This is a genomic window from Roseibacterium elongatum DSM 19469 (assembly GCF_000590925.1).
In the GTDB taxonomy this organism is placed as follows: domain Bacteria; phylum Pseudomonadota; class Alphaproteobacteria; order Rhodobacterales; family Rhodobacteraceae; genus Roseibacterium; species Roseibacterium elongatum.
The window spans coordinates 3,174,423-3,191,246 of the sequence record NZ_CP004372.1 but is presented as its reverse complement, the minus strand read 5'-3'; the positions used below and the strand labels follow the sequence as shown (position 1 = coordinate 3,191,246).

At 67.4% G+C, this 16,824-nt stretch carries 17 protein-coding genes; 8 read left to right on the top strand and 9 right to left on the bottom strand.

The genetic code is table 11. The features are described 5' to 3' along the window. Positions 1 to 24: 24 nt before the first annotated feature. Together ROSELON_RS15535 and ROSELON_RS15530 are read right to left on the bottom strand one after the other, a co-directional pair. Entirely contained in the window at positions 25 to 276 is a 252-nt protein-coding gene (locus ROSELON_RS15535) for a hypothetical protein (RefSeq protein ID WP_025313227.1), read from the bottom strand. A 116-nt stretch (positions 277 to 392) separates the two neighbouring features. Then, positions 393 to 593, bottom strand: coding sequence for a hypothetical protein (locus ROSELON_RS15530; protein WP_025313226.1), 201 nt, complete (start codon positions 591 to 593; stop codon positions 393 to 395). Positions 594 to 802: 209 nt separating this feature from the next. On the opposite strand from ROSELON_RS15530, the gene ROSELON_RS15525 reads away from it, so the two are divergent. Both ROSELON_RS15525 and ROSELON_RS17615 read left to right on the top strand, forming a co-directional pair. Continuing rightward, a complete protein-coding gene (locus ROSELON_RS15525; protein ID WP_025313225.1) occupies positions 803 to 2,251 on the top strand; it encodes a TrkH family potassium uptake protein in 1,449 nt (482 codons plus the stop codon). Between the two features lie 300 nt (positions 2,252 to 2,551). Further along, positions 2,552 to 3,226, top strand: coding sequence for a TetR/AcrR family transcriptional regulator (locus ROSELON_RS17615; protein WP_051508430.1), 675 nt, complete (start codon positions 2,552 to 2,554; stop codon positions 3,224 to 3,226). Positions 3,227 to 3,365: 139 nt separating this feature from the next. On the opposite strand, the gene ROSELON_RS15510 is transcribed toward ROSELON_RS17615, so the two are convergent. Both ROSELON_RS15510 and ROSELON_RS15505 read right to left on the bottom strand, forming a co-directional pair. Beyond that, entirely contained in the window at positions 3,366 to 4,568 is a 1,203-nt protein-coding gene (locus tag ROSELON_RS15510; RefSeq protein ID WP_038651797.1) for a BaiN/RdsA family NAD(P)/FAD-dependent oxidoreductase, read from the bottom strand. Between the two features lie 141 nt (positions 4,569 to 4,709). Next, on the bottom strand, positions 4,710 to 5,342 hold the full coding sequence (locus ROSELON_RS15505) for a DnaJ domain-containing protein (RefSeq protein WP_025313221.1): 633 nt from the start codon (positions 5,340 to 5,342) through the stop codon (positions 4,710 to 4,712). 76 nt (positions 5,343 to 5,418) lie between these two features. Between ROSELON_RS15505 and ROSELON_RS15500 the strand changes: the two genes are divergently transcribed. Beyond that, positions 5,419 to 5,676 (top strand): BolA family protein, encoded by a 258-nt coding sequence (locus tag ROSELON_RS15500; RefSeq protein WP_025313220.1) that lies wholly within the window; start codon positions 5,419 to 5,421, stop codon positions 5,674 to 5,676. 4 nt (positions 5,677 to 5,680) lie between these two features. Here the strand turns inward: ROSELON_RS15500 and ROSELON_RS15495 are convergent, their stop codons facing one another. The 3 genes from ROSELON_RS15495 to gatB form a co-directional block, all read right to left on the bottom strand. Continuing rightward, positions 5,681 to 6,052, bottom strand: coding sequence for a hypothetical protein (locus tag ROSELON_RS15495; protein WP_025313219.1), 372 nt, complete (start codon positions 6,050 to 6,052; stop codon positions 5,681 to 5,683). Positions 6,053 to 6,274: 222 nt separating this feature from the next. Beyond that, positions 6,275 to 6,496 carry a hypothetical protein gene (locus tag ROSELON_RS15490; RefSeq protein ID WP_025313218.1) on the bottom strand — a complete coding sequence of 74 codons (222 nt, stop codon included), beginning with the start codon at positions 6,494 to 6,496 and terminating at the stop codon, positions 6,275 to 6,277. A 4-nt stretch (positions 6,497 to 6,500) separates the two neighbouring features. Next, on the bottom strand, positions 6,501 to 8,024 hold the full coding sequence (gene gatB, locus ROSELON_RS15485; protein ID WP_025313217.1) for an Asp-tRNA(Asn)/Glu-tRNA(Gln) amidotransferase subunit GatB: 1,524 nt from the start codon (positions 8,022 to 8,024) through the stop codon (positions 6,501 to 6,503). 170 nt (positions 8,025 to 8,194) lie between these two features. Between gatB and ROSELON_RS15480 the strand changes: the two genes are divergently transcribed. The 3 genes from ROSELON_RS15480 (at position 8,195) to ROSELON_RS15470 (ending at position 10,674) form a co-directional block, all read left to right on the top strand. Continuing rightward, positions 8,195 to 8,755 carry a type 1 glutamine amidotransferase domain-containing protein gene (locus tag ROSELON_RS15480; RefSeq protein ID WP_025313216.1) on the top strand — a complete coding sequence of 187 codons (561 nt, stop codon included), beginning with the start codon at positions 8,195 to 8,197 and terminating at the stop codon, positions 8,753 to 8,755. A gap of 307 nt (positions 8,756 to 9,062) precedes the next feature. Next, the gene (locus ROSELON_RS15475) at positions 9,063 to 9,656 is read left to right on the top strand and encodes a transglycosylase SLT domain-containing protein (protein WP_025313215.1); all 594 of its coding nucleotides are present in this window, start codon (positions 9,063 to 9,065) and stop codon (positions 9,654 to 9,656) included. Positions 9,657 to 9,753: 97 nt separating this feature from the next. Continuing rightward, a complete protein-coding gene (locus ROSELON_RS15470) occupies positions 9,754 to 10,674 on the top strand; it encodes a transglycosylase SLT domain-containing protein (RefSeq protein ID WP_245605365.1) in 921 nt (306 codons plus the stop codon). Positions 10,675 to 10,706: 32 nt separating this feature from the next. Here ROSELON_RS15470 and ROSELON_RS15465 read toward each other — a convergent pair whose 3' ends face one another. Then, entirely contained in the window at positions 10,707 to 11,117 is a 411-nt protein-coding gene (locus tag ROSELON_RS15465; RefSeq protein ID WP_025313213.1) for a hypothetical protein, read from the bottom strand. Between the two features lie 106 nt (positions 11,118 to 11,223). Here ROSELON_RS15465 and ROSELON_RS15460 point away from each other — a divergent pair, with 106 nt between their 5' ends. Further along, complete coding sequence (locus ROSELON_RS15460) at positions 11,224 to 11,985, top strand: heparan-alpha-glucosaminide N-acetyltransferase (RefSeq protein WP_051508429.1); 762 nt, start codon at positions 11,224 to 11,226, stop codon at positions 11,983 to 11,985. A 239-nt stretch (positions 11,986 to 12,224) separates the two neighbouring features. On the opposite strand, the gene pepN is transcribed toward ROSELON_RS15460, so the two are convergent. Beyond that, positions 12,225 to 14,822 carry an aminopeptidase N gene (pepN, locus tag ROSELON_RS15455; RefSeq protein ID WP_025313211.1) on the bottom strand — a complete coding sequence of 866 codons (2,598 nt, stop codon included), beginning with the start codon at positions 14,820 to 14,822 and terminating at the stop codon, positions 12,225 to 12,227. A gap of 361 nt (positions 14,823 to 15,183) precedes the next feature. On the opposite strand from pepN, the gene ROSELON_RS15450 reads away from it, so the two are divergent. Next, a complete protein-coding gene (locus ROSELON_RS15450; protein WP_025313210.1) occupies positions 15,184 to 16,722 on the top strand; it encodes an FAD-binding domain-containing protein in 1,539 nt (512 codons plus the stop codon). Positions 16,723 to 16,824: the final 102 nt, after the last annotated feature.

Here is a 16,824-nt window from a genome sequence, read left to right as displayed (position 1 = left end):
GTCTGGCGGTGAACCGCCGCCGCGTCAGCAGATGCGGGGCCCGCGGCCCTGGCTGCCCGGATCAACGATCGGGCCGTTATCTGCGTCGGTGTAACCGGTGTAATAGCCGCGATGCCCACCGCGACCGCAGCCGACGGAATCGACGATCGGGCCGTTGTCGGAGTCGGTGAACCCGCTTGCGCCGCCGACAGGCACCGTGACACAGCCCGTCACGGCAGCCGTCCCAAGCCCGAGGCCCCCGATGCCAAAGCCGCGCAGCATCGTGCGGCGGTTCAACCCGCGCGTCGACTGGATCTGGTTTTCGCCAGCGTCGGCTTGTCGTCTTTCTTGTCCGTCATGGGTCCTGTCCTCTGTTGGGAAATGGCGATGGCTTTGAATTTGAAGGGAATTATCTATCCGGCATCCACGTCGGTCCGCGCCTGTGCGGAGGCATCGGCATCAGTTGCCGGGCTCGGTGCGGTGTCCGAATCGGTGTGGGCATGGGCGTCGCTGTCGGCATCGCTGCCCCCGCCGGCCGGGCCGCTGCGGTAGCGCAGCGTGGCGATATCGCCATCGGTCAGTGTTTTCTGACCCTTTTCGTCCTGGGTGCCCATGGCGGTCCCCTCTTGGCTGGCGGGCCGTCTTGTGAACTGCTGGCATGGCTGATCCCGAACTGGAACCTTTCCAAAATGCTAGCGATCAAATTCCCGTGCATCAACATTTTACTAACGTAGCGTCAGCATAACGCCCGATCCGGGCCGGATGGCCTGTGACAGCGCAGGCTGCTTGACAGCGCCGCCCGCGCGCGCCAACGCTCCGCGCCATGTTCGACCTGCGCCCTGTGGTTCACGTGCTCGGCCTCCTCGTGTTTTCGCTCGGGGCGACGATGATCGTGCCGTTGGCCTTTGACCTCGTTGTGGGCAATGGCCATTGGGGCGCCTTTGCCGAGGCCACGGCCATCACCATGGTGATCGGCCTGATGATGACGCTGTCCTGTGCCAATGGCGTGTCGCAGGGCCTGTCGGTGCAACAGACATTCCTGCTGACCACGGGGGTTTGGTTGGTGCTGCCGGTCTTTGGCGCGCTGCCCTTCGTGCTGGGCGCGACCGAGGCGCGCTATGTCGACGCGTTTTTCGAGGCGATGTCCGGCCTGACCACCACCGGCGCCACGGTGTTTTCGGGGCTGGACGATTTGCCGGCGGGCCTCAACCTGTGGCGCGGGCTGCTGCAGTGGTTCGGGGGGATCGGCATCATCGTCGTGGCGATGGTGTTCCTGCCCGAGTTGCGCGTTGGCGGCATGCAGATCTTCCGGTCCGAGGCGTTCGACACGATGGGCAAGATCCTGCCCCGAGCGACCGAGATCGCGGCGCGGATCTCGGTCATCTATCTTGCCCTGACCGTCGCCTGCGCGCTGACCTATGCCGCACTGGGAATGCCGGGGTTCGATGCGCTGATGCATGCGCTGACCACGATCTCGACGGGTGGGTTCTCGAACCGCGATGCGTCTTTCGGCGCGTATCAGGGCCCGCTGGAATATGTCGCCGCGGTCTTCATCATCCTCGCGAGCCTGCCTTTCGTGCGCTACATCCAGTTGGTGGCGGGCACGGCGCGACCCATTCTGCGCGACAGCCAGATCCGGGCCTATCTGGTCACCATCCTCGCGCTGACCGTCCTGTTGGCCCTTTACCGGGTGATCGCCAATGGAGACCATTGGGAGCAGGGCTTTCGCGAAGGGATCTTCAACATCACGTCGATCATCTCGGGCACGGGGTATGCCAGCACCGATTACCAGCTCTGGGGGCCGGTGCCGGTGGCGATCTTCTTTTTCGTGGGACTGATCGGGGGTTGCGCCGGTTCGACCTCGTGCTCGATCAAGGTGTTCCGCTACCAGTTGCTGTTTGCCTCGGTCTCGACGCAGGTGCGCCGCCTCTATGCCCCGCACGGCGTTTTCGAGCCGCGCTACGAAGGCCGCCCCATCGCCGAAGAGGTCCTGTCCTCGGTCATGGCGTTCTTCGTCCTGTTTTTCGTGACGCTGGGCATCACGGCTGTCTTGCTGGGGCTGACCGGGCTCGATTTCGTGACGTCCGTCTCCGGTGCGGCGGCGGCCCTTGGCAATATCGGACCGGGCCTGGGCGACACGATCGGCCCGGCGGGGAATTTCGCAACGCTGAACGACACCGCGAAATGGATCCTGTCGGCGGCCATGTTGATCGGACGGCTGGAACTGATGGCCGTGTTCGTCCTGCTGACCACCGCGTTCTGGCGCACCTGAAGGGTCAGGCCCATTTGGCCGGCGTCAAGGGCGCGAGGGGCGCGTCATGGCGCGCAGAAGTCGCGGCTTCCACATGATCAAACCCGAGATGCCGAGCGCTGGGACAATTCCGAGCTGAAGTATCGCCGCGACAATGCTGTTTGACTGGAGGGTCGGGGAATAGATGAAGGCGCTGATGGCGATACCGCCAACAAGGTGAAACGCCCGCAAGACTGAGCGCGGTGTCAAAAGTCGCATGGCCTGCTCCCTTGAAGATGTTGATCGAATGCGCTGTATTGGCAGTGTCAATATCACACCAATATGGACACTGTCAATATGCCGGCTGGAGAGGCCCCTTATCACCACGGTGACCTGCGCGCGCGGCTTGTCGAGATTGCCATCGACTGCATCGAGACCGACGGGGTTTCCAAGTTGAGCTTGCGCAAGATGGCGGCCAAGGCGGGCGTGAGCCACAATGCCCCCTATATGCATTTCCCCAGCAAAGACGCGCTGTTGGATGAGGTGGTCACCCAAGGTTTCGCCCGTCTCAGATCACGCATTTCCGACGCCGGTGGTCGAGAGACCATGGCCAAGGGGGATTGGGCGGACCGCGTGAAATCGGGGTTTCGGGCCTATGTCGCTTTCGCGAGGGATCATCCCGGCCTCTACGCTCTCATGCATGTGCCAGGGTCCGGGCAGGGGGCGCAGGATCGGCCCGAGGCTGAAGCGGCCGACGCAGACGCCCCCGGAACGGCCACGCTCCGCGGGTTGGCCGCAACACTTGAGGTGGGTCAGAAGCTGGGCCGCGTGCGTGCGGGGAACACGAACGAGATGGCCCTTTGGGTATGGGCGACCCTTCACGGTATCGCGTCGCTGACGTCTGATGACCGCGCTGCTTTCGAAGGGCGATCGCCCGAAGCCGTCGCCGAGACGGTTCTGGACTGCTTGATCGCGGCGTTGACCGGCGAGCTGCGGGGCGGCACGGGCCTGACCTGAGAAAGCCGTCGCCGAGGGGTGAAAGACCCACTTGGGCCGCGCGGCCCCGTGTTGCTGCCGTCGCCTGTGCCTGTCTCGGAAAAATGAAACCGCAATCCCCATGCGGGTTGGCGGTGGCAAGGGGCAATTGCCGCATCCCCTACCGTGCGGCGATGGCGCGGCCTGCCGCCACGCCCGAGGACCAGGCCCATTGGAAGTTGTAGCCGCCCAGCCAGCCGGTCACGTCCAATGCCTCGCCGATGATGTAAAGGCCCGGCAGATGCGCGCTTTCCATCGTCCTGGAACTGATCCTGTCGGTCGCCACGCCCCCCAGCGTCACCTCGGCCGTTCGGTAACCTTCGGAGGAGGTCGGCGTCAGCTCCCACCTTGTCAGCTGGTCGGTCAGAGCGCGCAGCGCCGCGTCCGACTGGTCGGCGAGGTTGCCCGAGACCCCCAGTTTGGCGCTCAGATGAAGGGCCAGCTTGCGGGGCAGGATCTCGGACACGACCGTGGACAGGGCCTTGCCCCCCGCCTCGGCGCGGCGAGCGCGCAAATGCGCGAACAGGTCCAGATTGGGGCGCAGGCAGACTGACAGGCTGTCCCCCTCGCGCCAGTAGGACGAGATCTGCAGCACCGCCGGGCCGGAGAGGCCCCGATGGGTGAACAGCATCGCCTCGTCGAAGCTGGCGCCGTTGCAGGTGATGCGCGTGTCCACCGCCGTGCCGGGCAGGTCGGCAAAGGCGGCCTTGCGCGTCTCGTCGAAGGTCAGCGGCACAAGGGCGGGGCGCGTTTCGGTCACGCGGTGGCCGAAGTGCGCGGCGATGCGATAGGCCAGCCCCGTTGCCCCCATCTTGGGGATCGACTTGCCCCCCGTGGCCAGCACGAGGGCTTCCGCGATAACCGTTCGGGGCGTGCCGCCCTGGGTGATCTCGACGCGGAACAGGCCATCGGCATGGGTGATCTCGCCCGGTTCGGCCTCCAGCCACAGATCCGCACCGGCACGGTCCATCTCGTCGCGTAGGAGCGCGATGATGTCCTTGGCCGATCGGTCGCAAAAAAGCTGCCCGAGCGTCTTTTCGTGCCACGCGATGCCGTGACGGTCCACGAGGTCGATGAAATCCCACTGGGTGTAGCGGCTGAGGGCCGATTTCGGGAAATGCGGGTTCTCGCCGAGAAAGTTTTCAGCCTCGGTGTGGAGATTGGTGAAATTGCAGCGCCCGCCGCCCGAGATGCGGATCTTTTCGCCCGGCGCCTTGGCATGGTCGATGACCAGCGTGCCGGGGCCGGCATGGGCCGCGCACATCATCCCTGCCGCGCCTGCGCCGAGGATCAGGGTCTTCACCTGTTTGGGGGGAGAGGTCATCGACGGGTCGCGCCGCGCGGTCGCGCGTCGCCGGGCAAGCGCCGCGCAGGGCATTGGGCCCTGCACGGCGCTGGCGCCTCCGGCGGGCATATTTGAGGGATAAAGATCAACAGCTGGTCCCCGAGGGCCGCATCGCGTCGGTCAATCGCCGAAATTACGGCTGTCCTTGATCTGGTCCCAGGCCCAGACGACCTCCTGCAGGCGGTCTTCATCCGAGCGGTCGCCGCCGTTCATGTCGGGGTGCAGCACCTTGATCAGGGCCTTGTAGCTTTTGCGGATTTCGGTCTTGGTCCAGTGGTCCTTGGCGTCCAGGATCTCGATGGCGCGGCGTTCTGTGGGCGGCAGTTTGCGCCCCGTGCCGCCGCGCCCGCGCCCGGGGTTCCGGGTGGCGTTCTGCCCCAGCACCTGATGCGGGTCCTCGATACCCAGCCTCGCCCAGGCGCGTTCCTCGGTCGATTTCTTGAAGGGTTTCGTGGGCCGGTCCCAGACGCGGTCGCGGTCGAGTTGCGCCTCCATCTCGGCCTCGGTCGTGCCTTCGAAGAAGTTCCACTTGAGATTGTATTCGCGCACATGCTCGCGGCAGAACCAGTAGAAATCGTCCAGGACGTCGGGCGCCTTGGGCGCGCGATATTGCCCCGGCTCGGTGCAGCCCGGGTGTTCGCAGACGCGTTGCGAGGTCTCGAACGCGCCCGACATGCCACGCCGACCCGAGCGGCGTTTCTTCTTGTCGGTAGAGACACGCAGGTCGAAATTGAACGGGTCTTTGTCACTCATGCTCGGGCCCTTCTCGACTCGGAACAGGCAGTTTAGGGTTTTGGGCGGCAAGGAAAAGAGGCGAGAGGTGGATTTCGTGACGCGAACCGAGAAAATCAGATCACGACTGCAAGAGGCGTTTGCGCCGCGCGTGCTGGACGTGGTCGACGAAAGCGAAAGCCACCGTGGCCATGCGGGGTATCAGGAGGGTGGCGAAAGCCATTTTCGCGTGCGCATCGAAAGTGAAAAATTCGCGGGCCTGTCGCGGATCGCGCAGCATCGCGCGGTGCATGATGCGCTGGGAAAGGAACTGGTGGCCGAGATTCACGCGCTGGCGCTGAAGATCAGCGCCTGAAACCTCACTCGGCGGCGCGGTCGGCCGGGTCGGCCACAAGGCGTCGGCTGGGGGAGGGCTCGGTCACGACCTCGGTGTCTGGCTCGGGGACATCGGCCGGGGCCTCTTGGGCGGGCGGGTCGCTGGCCTCGTCTTCGTAGAAAACCTCGCGGCGGAAGATCAGCACGCAGCGCGTCACCGTCGATTTCGCCGTCAAGCCAAGGCCCCGGCGCTCGGTATCCTCGAACCGATCGGCCCGCACATATTCCCAGCCCTCGGCGCCCATGTCGCCAAGAATGGCCTCGAGCGTGTAGGCGAAGCGATCCGCCCCTTTCAGGCCCCGGACGCGCGGCGTCTTGTCGGGGGCGGGCACGACCTTGTACTCGAAATAGGGCATGGACCTCTCCGGGCGATGAACCGGCGCGTCATACAGCGGCGACAGGGTTCTAGGCAAGGGGCATCCGGGCTGACCGGTTCAGCTAGGCCCGTGGGACACCGTCACTCGGCGGGATGATCGCGGCGTTCGTTGCGCCGTGCCGTGCGGCGGGTGTCGGCCACCAGAAGCCAGGCAATCGCAAGCGCAAGGCCCGGAATGGCAAGCAATGTGAGGCTGTCCATGTCAGTCCTCCGTTTCCAGATACTTCAGTATGTAATCTGCGGCGCGATGCAAAACCAGCCCCGTCAGAAAAAACGAGACGGTCAGCAGGTTGAGCGTCAGCGTGCCCTCGACAAGCGGCCGCAGAAAGGCGAACCCTAGAAAGCCGAGGGCAAGCGCGTTCAGAAACGCCGCCCGCAACTTGACGCGTTCGTTATGCGTCGCCAGTGGGTCCCGGCGGCGCATTCCCTCACAGGCCCAGTTTGGCGGTCACGATCTCGTTAACGGCCTTGGGGTTGGCCTTGCCGCCGGTGGCCTTCATCACCTGACCCACGAACCAGCCGGCCAGCTTGGGGTTCTGCTTGGCCTTTTCGACCTGTGCGGGGTTGGCAGCGATGATCTCTTCCACCGCCGTTTCGATCGCGCCGGTGTCGGTGACCTGCTTCATGCCCTCGGTCTCGACGATTTCCTCGGGATCGCGGCCGGTAGTATAGGCAATCTCGAACACCTCCTTGCCGATCTTGCCCGAGATCGCGTCGGACTTGATCAGCTTGACGATCTGGCCCAGCTGGGCGGGTGTGATCGGGCTGTCGGTGATGGATGTCTCGTCCTTCTTCAGGCGGCCGAACAACTCGTTGATGACCCAGTTGGCGGCGGATTTGCCATCTTTCGCCTCGGCCACGACCGACTCGAAGTAATGCGCGGCCTCCAGATCGGCGGTCAGCACGCTGGCGTCGTAATCCGACAGGCCGTAGTCGCCGATGAAGCGGGCCTTCTTGGCGTCGGGCAGTTCGGGCAGGTTGGCGGCGATCTCGTCCACCCAGGCCTGCTCGATCTCGAGCGGCAGAAGGTCGGGATCGGGGAAGTAGCGGTAATCATGCGCCTCTTCCTTGGAGCGCATCGACCGCGTCTCGCCCTTGTCGGCATCGTAGAGGCGGGTTTCCTGGTCGACGGTGCCGCCGGCCTCGACGATGGCGATCTGGCGGCGCGCCTCGTATTCGATGGCGGCCTGGATGAAGCGCAGCGAGTTCATGTTCTTGATCTCGCAGCGGGTGCCCAGATGGCTGAAATCGCCCGTCTCGCGGTATTTCTCGTAGGCGCCCGGCTGGCAGATCGACACGTTCACGTCGGCGCGCAGGTTGCCGTTCTGCATGTTGCCGTCGCAGGTGCCCAGATACAGCATGATCTGGCGCAGCTTGGCTACATAGGCCGCGGCCTCCTCGGGGCCGCGAATGTCGGGGCGGCTGACGATCTCCATCAACGCGACGCCCGTGCGGTTGAGATCGACAAAGCTCATCGCCGGGTCCATGTCGTGGATCGACTTGCCCGCATCCTGTTCAAGGTGAATGCGCTCGATCCGGACCATGCGCGCGGTGCCGTCGCCCATCTCGACCAACACTTTGCCTTCGCCCACGATGGGGTGGTAAAGCTGGGAAATCTGGTAGCCCTGCGGCAGGTCGGGATAGAAATAGTTCTTGCGGTCGAAGGCCGAGTTCAGGTGGATTTCCGCCTTGAGGCCCAGCCCGGTGCGCACCGCCTGCGCCACGCAGGCCTCGTTGATGACGGGCAGCATGCCGGGCATGCCTGCGTCCACGAAGGCCACGTTCGAGTTCGGTTCGGCCCCGAATTGGGTGGACGCCCCCGAGAACAGCTTGGCGCGTGTCGAGACCTGCGCATGCACCTCCATGCCGATCACCAGTTCCCAGTCCTGCTTGGCGCCGGGGATGATCTTGGGCTTCGGGGTCGGTTTATCGTCTGGGGTCAGGTCGAGCATTCTCGGGCCTCCGTCTCGTTTGATCCAGCGTTTAGGTCAGCGGCGCGGGTCGGGCAAGGGGGCGCGCGGATGCGGGGGATGGAACGCAAACCGGCGGCAGGCGTTTTGAGGGGGAAGGGGCGCCGGTCGGGCAGCCCCCCATAGCTGAACGCGAGCCGAAAGGACACGACATGCCGAAGATTACCGAGGCCAGGATTCTCATCATCGCCACTCACGGGTTCGAGCAATCCGAGCTGGAATTTCCCCGCGACCAGTTGCGCGTGAAGGGCGCGACCGTTCACGTCGCCACGCCCGATGGCAAGCCCATCAAGGGCTGGGAAGGCAGCGACTGGGGCCGCGCGGCCGAGGCCGACCTGTCCTTCGACGCGATCGACGTCGCCGGGTATGACGCGCTGGTTCTGCCAGGCGGGCAGATCAACCCCGATCTGCTGCGCGTCGATGACCGCGCCATCGAGACGGTCAAGGCCTTCGCCCGCGACGGCAAGGTGGTTGCCGCCGTCTGCCACGCGCCGTGGCTGCTGGTCGAGGCGGGCCTTGCCAAGGGCCGCCCGATGACCTCGTATCCCTCGATCAAGACCGATGTGGTGAATGCCGGGGCCGAATGGGTCGATCAATCCGCCATTGCCGACGGCGGCATCGTCACCAGCCGAAACCCGAACGACCTGAAGGATTTCGTCGGCAAGATCGTCGAAGAGATCGAGGAAGGCCGCCACGCCAAAAAGGCCGCCTGAGCCGCGTGCGATATCTGGGCGCTGTCCCCGCCGGTCGCGTGGCCGGCGGGGATTTTTTTGATTGCAACGGGGTCCTCCCGCCTACGGGGGACGCGCTGACGCGCATCGCCCCGCGGTTTGGGCCCGGCGCGCGGGGGCCGCCCCTGCGGGGCGTCCGTCCGCGCGCGGTGCCGCACAGGGGCTGATCTGGCGCGACACGCCTTGGGCGGGCTTCTGCCGACTGGCCGGGGGGGGCGACAGAACGATGGACTCGGCAAGGCGGCTTGGGGGCACACCGCGCTGTCTGCAACAGTTTCGAGACAAGATGATGCGTGCGATCTTGCTGGCGGCTTTGGCCGTCCTGGGCCTGACGGGCTGTTCCCTCGCGCCCCTCGGCGCCACCGAGGCCGACCCGACCGAGTTCGTGATGCGCTGGGACCACCGCCCCGAGGCCCCCGCCTGGACCGAAGCCAGCCTTGCCATGCTTGACGTGGGGGCGCCCGCGGGTCATCTGCCCGATCTGGTGCCAGCCGATATCGAGGCTTGGTGCCCCGCCTACACAGAGGGCACCCGCGCCGAGCGCGAGGCGTTCTGGGTGGGCCTTCTCTCGACGCTCGCGCGCCATGAAAGCACCTGGAACCCGCAGGCCGTGGGAGGCGGGGGGCGATGGTTTGGCCTCGTCCAGATCAGCCCGGCGACCGCGCGCCATTATGGCTGCAACGCCACCAGCGGCGACGCGCTGCGCAATGGCGAGGCGAACCTCGCCTGCGCCCTGCGCATCTGGGCCGAAACCGTGCCGCGCGACGGGGTGGTGGCCAGCGGGCGCGGCGGCGTCGCGGCCGATTGGGGCCCCTTCGTCCAGGCCGAAAAGCGCGAGGACATGCGCGGCTGGGTCAGCGCGCAGCCCTTCTGCACCGGCTGAGATCCGGTAACGCGGCCGCCGCCCCCTTGTTTTCCTTGCCTTTTCGAGCGCGCTTGGGCACAGTCGCGCGGTGCGCGGTCGCAACTGGGGGAAGCGCATGGCTGCCAAGCCGCTGACCAAGGCTGTGGCGCTGGTCGTTTGCGTGGTTTGCGGTTTCGGGGGCGGCACCCCGGCCCAGGCGCAGGACGGCCCCGCCGGCGCAATGCTGCGCCCGATGCCGCGCCCTGTCGCGGCTACACCCGAGGTGACTCGGCCCGCCGAAGACCCGGTCGAGGTGACCGCCGGCCAGATGATCCTGGCCCCCCCCTTGGGCGGTGCCGTGACCCCGGCCAGCCTGCCGGATGATCCCGTAGAGTCCGCTTTGGCCCCGTTGCGCAGCCGCCGCCCCGCGCAACGCGAGGCATGGCTGGTGCCCAGCCTGCGTTGGGACGAACACCCAAGGGGCCAGCGCTGGACCGCGTCGGTGATGGCCGCCCTGCGCGGCCCCGGCGCGCCGCTGCTCGACGTGGTGCCGCGGGACATCACCGATTGGTGTCCGGGCTACGTCACCGCCGACCGCGCCCAACGCGCTGCGTTCTGGGCCGGGCTGATCTCGACACTGGCCTGGCATGAAAGCACCCACAACCCGCGGGCCGTGGGCGGAGGCGGGCAATGGTTCGGTCTGGTCCAGATCGCGCCCGGCACCGCGCGCTGGCGCAATTGCGACGTGCAAAGCGCCGATGCCCTGCTGAACGGCGGGGCGAACCTGCGCTGTGGGATCCGGATCATGGGCATCACCGTGCCGCGCGACCAGGTCGTGTCCGCGGGCATGCGCGGGGTTGCCGCCGACTGGGGGCCGTTCCATTCGCGGCGCAAGCGCGAGGACATGCGTCGCTGGGTGCGTGCGCAGGACTATTGCCGCAGTCCGACGCGGCCGCGCATGCGCCCCGACGATCCGGGAGAGGGGGCGACATTGGCGATGGCCGGGGCACCGGGCCGAGACATCGCCGCGCGCCCGGTGCCACGCCCCGCAAGATGACGGGCGCGTGGCCGCGCCGGGCGGCGCTGCGCTCAGGCGTGACGCACGGGGATGCCGCGGCTTGTCGCTTCGCGGATCAGGGTCAGCGGATCGGGCAGTGCCTCGACCGGGAGGGGAACCGCCTCGCCGCTGGTCAGGATCACCGCAACCTGCGCCGGGCCGGTGCGGTCATTGATCCGAAGATAGGCGATCTGGGCCACGGGCACCGAGCGCGCCTCGTGGCCGGCCTCGATCTGCCACGTCGTGTCGCCGATCCGCATCCCCCATGTGGGGATCAGAACCATCTGGGCGAAGGTGATCGCCAGAGCGGGCAGAAACAGCAGCAGGACGTAGCCGGGCATGATCGGCCACAATTGCGAGGTCAGCAGGCTCAACCCGGCGAAGGTGGCGAGGCTGAGGGCGGTGTTCCCGGGACGGGCGGCATATTCGAAAGTATCGCTCATGCCGTCGAGGGGACCACCAAATTTGGACGAGTTTGTGGCCGCGGCGGGGAAGCTTGGCGGCGCGGGGCCATGGGCAAGCCGCGGGCAGGCTGTTAGGATCACGCCGATGGTGATGCAGGCACGTGACATGACGGCGGTGGCGATGCCGCGCCGGGGGCGGATTCTGGCCCTGGATCAGGCGCGTACGGCGGCGCTTGTGGCGATGGCGATCTTTCATTTCGCCTATGATCTCGAGACCTTCGGCTATCTCGCCCCCGGCACGGTGCTGAGCGGGGCGTGGCGCGCCCTGGCGCTGGGCACGGCGGGCAGTTTCCTGTTCCTTGCCGGGGTCAGCCTGTGGCTTGCCCATGGGCAGGGGGTGCGCTGGCCGGCCTTCTGGCGGCGCTTCTTGAAGATCGCGGCGGCGGCCGCGTTGATCACCGCAGTCACCTGGGTGGCGATCCCGCAGGCCTTCATCTTTTTCGGCATCCTGCATTGCATCGCGGCGGCGAGCCTTGTGGGCATGCTGGTGCTGCGCCTGCCGGCGGTGGCGCTGATCGGCCTGGCGGCGCTGGCCTTCGCCGCGCCCGAGATCGCGCGCAGCGACCTGTTCAACCCGTGGCCGCTCTGGTGGACGGGGTTGCAGCGCGTGCCGGTCATCGCCGTGGATTACGTGCCCCTCCTGCCCTGGGTCGGGCCCCTGTTCTTGGGGATCGCGGCGGGGCGGATCGGCACGCGCAGCGGGCTGTGGACACGCGCGGCGGGCTGGCAGGGCGGCGCGGCGGCCCGCGCCCTGGCCTGGCCGGGGTCACATTCGCTGGCGATCTACCTGCTGCACCAGCCGGTGCTGATCGCCTTGATCTGGAGCTACACGCAGCTGATGCGCTGACGGTCCGCCGGGTGGCCCTCCCGCCCATCCCGGGATGGCTGCGCCATACCGGGATGGTTTGGGCGTGGCGCGCGGGCTGTCCCTGCGGGACAGGTCCGCGCGACCCGCGCCCGGAGCGGCCAGGGCCGGGGCCCGGGGCCGGCCAGTCCATCCGCACGCGGCAGGCCCGCGCTGCATCCGCGCCGTGCCCATTGACGCTCGTGCGCGCGGCGGGCGGCGGGCGGCGGGCGGCGGGCGGCTCAGCCGCTGATCCGCGCGACCATCTCGGACATGTCGCGGCTCAGCCCTTCGGTAGCGGCGATGCGCTCCAGTTCGGCGCGGATCAATTCTTGCCGGTCCGCGTCATAGCGGCGCCATGTCTCGAAGAGGGTCGACATCCGCGCCGCGGTCTGCGGGTTCAGCCCATCGAGCCGGATCAGCCAATCGGCCACGAAGCGATAGCCCGCGCCAGAGGGGTCGTGAAACGCCGCCGGCGTCTGCCCCAGTGCCCCGATCACCGAGCGGAACCGGTTGGGGTTCTTCCAGTCGAAAAGCGGATGCTCGGTCAGCGCCTTCGCGCGGTCCAGCGCCATGTCGCGCGGGGCCTGCGCGATCTGCAGCATGAACCATTTGTCCATCACCAGCCGGTCGCCCTGCCATTGCGCCTCGAAGCGGGCGGCGGCCTCGGTCTCGCCGCCCGCGATCAGGCAGGACAGGGCCGCGACCTGGTCGGTCATGTTGCGCGCGTTCTCGAACTGGGCCCGGGCCAGGGTCAGGTCGCCGGTCAGTGACAGCAGCCGCAGCGCGGTATTGCGCAGCGCCCGTTTGCCGGCATCTTCGGCGGCAGGCGAATAGGCGGGGCCGGGGTCGTTCTCGGCATAGAGCCGTTGCAGGAGCGGGCCGAGCGCCGCGCCCATCCGCGCCGACAGCGCCCGATGCGCATCGGCAATGGCCACGGGGTCGGGGACAAGGCCGATATCGCAGATCGCCTGGGCGATATCGTCCTCGGAGGGGAGCGACAGCACCAGCGCCCGAAAGGCCGGATCGAGGTGCGTGTCGCCGGCCGCATGGCCCAGCGCCTCGATGACGCCGGCGGTGTCGAACCGGGTCTGGGCCAGGTCTGCCACCAGGGCCTCGCGCAGCAGGCGGCGCCCGGCCTCCCATCGGTTGAACGGATCGCCGTCATGGGCCAGCAGCACCGCCCGATCCTCGGGGGTCAGCGCAGCGTCGAGCACCACGGGCGCCGAGAAGCCCCGCAAGAGCGACGGGATCACCCGCTGCGGCACAGACACCCCGGCGGCCTGCGCCAGATCGGCCAGATCCCAGCTGCGGCTGACCTCGGGGCTGTCCAGTTCGATCACCATGTCGGGCAGGATCTCGGCCCCCTCGGGGGTCAGCATGCCCAGCCGCACGGGGATCAGCGCGGGTTCCTTGAGCGGCTGACCGGGCGTTGCTGGCACCTCCTGGCGGAGCGTCAGGGACAGGGTGCCGTCCGCGATATGCCATTCGGCGCTGACGCGCGGGGTGCCCGCCTGCGTGTACCACCGCTTGAACTGGGACAGGTCGCGTTGGGTCACATCCTCGAACACCTGCAGCCAATCCTCGATGGTGCAGGCCTGCCCGTCATGGCGGGCGAAATACTCGTCCAGGGCCGCGGCATAGGCATCGGGGCCCACAAGCTCGCGCAGCATGCGGATCAGCTCGGCCCCCTTCTCGTACACCGTGGCGGTATAGAAATTGTTGATCTCGACATAGCTTTCCGGCCGCACGGGGTGGGCCAGAGGGCCACCGTCCTCGCGGAACTGGCGGGCACGCAATTGCAGCACATCCTCGATCCGTTTGACCGGGGCGCTGCGCATGTCGGCGCTGAACTGCTGATCGCGGAACACGGTCAGGCCCTCTTTCAGACACAGCTGGAACCAGTCGCGGCAGGTGATGCGGTTGCCCGTCCAGTTGTGAAAATACTCGTGCGCGACGATCCCCTCGATCCAGTCATAGTCGCGGTCGGTCGCGGTCTCGGGGCTGGCCAGAACGTATTTGGAGTTGAAGATGTTCAACCCCTTGTTCTCCATCGCGCCCATGTTGAAATCGTCCACCGCGACGATGTTGAAGATGTCGAGGTCGTATTCGCGGCCATAGACCTGTTCGTCCCACGCCATCGAGCGTTTCAGAGCATCCATCGCGTAATCGCAGCGGTCCTCGTCGCCGGGACGCACCCAGATGTTCAGCGCCACGTCGCGCCCGCTGGCGGTGGTGAAGCGGTCGGACTGGGCCACCAGATCGCCCGCAACCAGGGCGAACAGGTAGGCGGGCTTGGGCCACGGGTCGTGCCATTCGGCCCAGCCCTCGCCACTGGCCAAGGGGTTGCCGTTGGACAACAGCACCGGCAGATCGCTTTCGATGCGGACGGTGAAGGGCGCCATGACGTCGGGCCGGTCGGGGTAGAATGTGATCTTTCGGAACCCTTCGGCCTCGCATTGGGTGCAGAACATCCCGTTCGAGGTATAGAGCCCTTCCAGTGCAGTATTCGCCTCGGGGTCGATCTCGACCTCGCTGCACAGGGTGAAGGCGGGGCCGGGCAGGCGCTCGGCCGGGATGGTCAGACCCTGCGGCGTGAGCAGGTAATCCAGCGCGGTCAGCGGGTGGCCGTTCAGGCTGAGCGAGATCAGCCGCAGGTTTTCGCCGTCAAGGCGCAGGTTGCCCTCGTCAAGCCCCTCGGGATTGGCCCGGAACCGGATCTTCGCGATCACGCGCGTTCCCTTGGGCGACAGGCGGAAGGTCAGGTGCACATCCTCGACGAGGTGGCTGGGCGGCCTGTAATCGACGAGGTGAATGGGTTGGGGGACGGCGTCCTTCATGGGGCTTCCTGCTTGCTGCGTCCCGATATAGCTAGAGCGTGGACGAGTGGGCCGCAACCGCGCCGCGATGCGGACCCGGACCGGCATCGGGGATCGGGACGAGACCGCAAGCCCTGCGAGCACACCGGCATCGGTGCTGCCGAGACCCCACGCGACCACCACGACCGCGCAATCATCGCCTAGCGCCTGGGCGGTCGGGTTTCGGTGCCTGGGCTGATCGGGTCTGGCGCGCTGAAAAAGCGGTCTGCGGGCCCGTGGATCGCACCCGATGTCCGGGCGGCGGTGCCGAGGCGGTCACGTCCGACCGAGGGGCTGCGGGAATCGCTTTGACCCGCGCCGATTTCCCCTTATCTGACCGCCCATGAGCGGCCATGTTCTTGTTTGGTTCAAGCGCGACCTGCGCATAGATGACAACCCCGCGCTGGCTGCGGCCTGCGAGGTGGGCGCGCGCGTGCTGCCCCTTTATATCGTCGAGCCCGAGCTTTGGGCGCAGCCCGATGCCGCGGCGCGGCACTGGCGCTTCGTCGCCGAAAGCCTGGCCGAATTGCGCGCCGATCTGGCCGGGTTGGGCGCGCCGCTGGTCGTGCGCCCGGGCGACGCGGTGCAGGTGCTGGGCGATGTGACGGCGCGGCATGCGATCACCCGGATCTTCAGCACCGAGGAAACCGGCAACCTCTGGACCTATGCGCGCGACCGCCGCGTCGCGGCCTGGGCGCGCGACGCGGGCATCGTCTGGACCGAGGTGCCGCAACTGGGCGTGGTGCGGCGCCTGTCGGGGCGCGACGGCTGGGCGGCGGGGCGCGAAAAGGCGATGCGGCGCAAGACGGTGGCCGTACCCGAGGCGCTGAACCCTCTGCCGGAGGCGCCGGGCGCCATCCCCGAGGCGCGCGATCTGGGGCTGGCCTTCGACCCCTGTCCGGGGCGTCAGAAAGGCGGACGGTCCCATGCAATGGCCCTGCAGGACAGTTTCCTGACCGAGCGCGGCCGGACCTATCGGCGCGACATGTCCTCGCCGCTGTCGGGTGCTGCGGCCTGTTCGCGCCTGTCGCCGCATCTGGCCTGGGGCACGATCAGCCCGCGCGAGGCGGTTCAGGCCACCAAGGCGCGCAAGGCCGAGGTCAAGGGCACGCGCGAGGGCTGGGCGGGATCGCTGAAAAGCTTCGAGGCGCGGCTGGCCTGGCGCGACCATTTCATGCAGAAGCTCGAGGATCAGCCCAGTATCGAGACGCGCTGTCTGCATCCCGCCTATGAGGGGCTGCGCCCGCGCGAGGCCGATGCCGCGCGTCTGGCCGCCTGGCAGGCGGGCGAGACGGGCCTGCCCTTTGTCGATGCCTGCATGCGGTATCTCGATCATGGCGGCTGGCTGAACTTTCGCATGCGCTCGATGCTCGTGGCGGTGGCCTCGTATCATCTCTGGCTGGACTGGCGCGCGACCGGCCCGCATCTGGCGCGGATGTTCACCGATTACGAGCCGGGTATCCACTGGCCGCAGGTGCAGATGCAATCGGGCACCACCGGCATGAACACGGTGCGCATCTACAACCCCGTCAAACAGGGCCACGATCAGGACCCGACGGGCGCCTTCACGCGGGCCTGGGTGCCGGAGCTGGCCGAGGTGCCGGACGCCTTCCTGCAGGAGCCATGGCGATGGGAGGGGGCGGGACGGCTGTTGGGGCGCGCCTATCCGGCCCCGTTGGTCGATGTGGCGCAGGCGGCGCGCGCGGCGCGCGAGCGGGTCTGGGCCGTGCGTCGGGGCGATGCATTCCGGGCCGAAGCGGCGCGGATCGTGGAAAAGCATGCCAGCCGCAAGGATGGCGGCGCGGGGCGGCATTTCGTCAACGACCGCGCCCCGCGGCGGCGCGGTGGGGGCGAGGACCGGCAGTTGCGCATGGATCTGTGAGGCGATTGCGCCGCGCCTTGCGCGTCGCCCGGTCGAGCGCCTCAAGGGGCCTTGAGCCCCTTTCGCCGCTGGATTGCATATTTTCGGGATAAAGATCGGGTG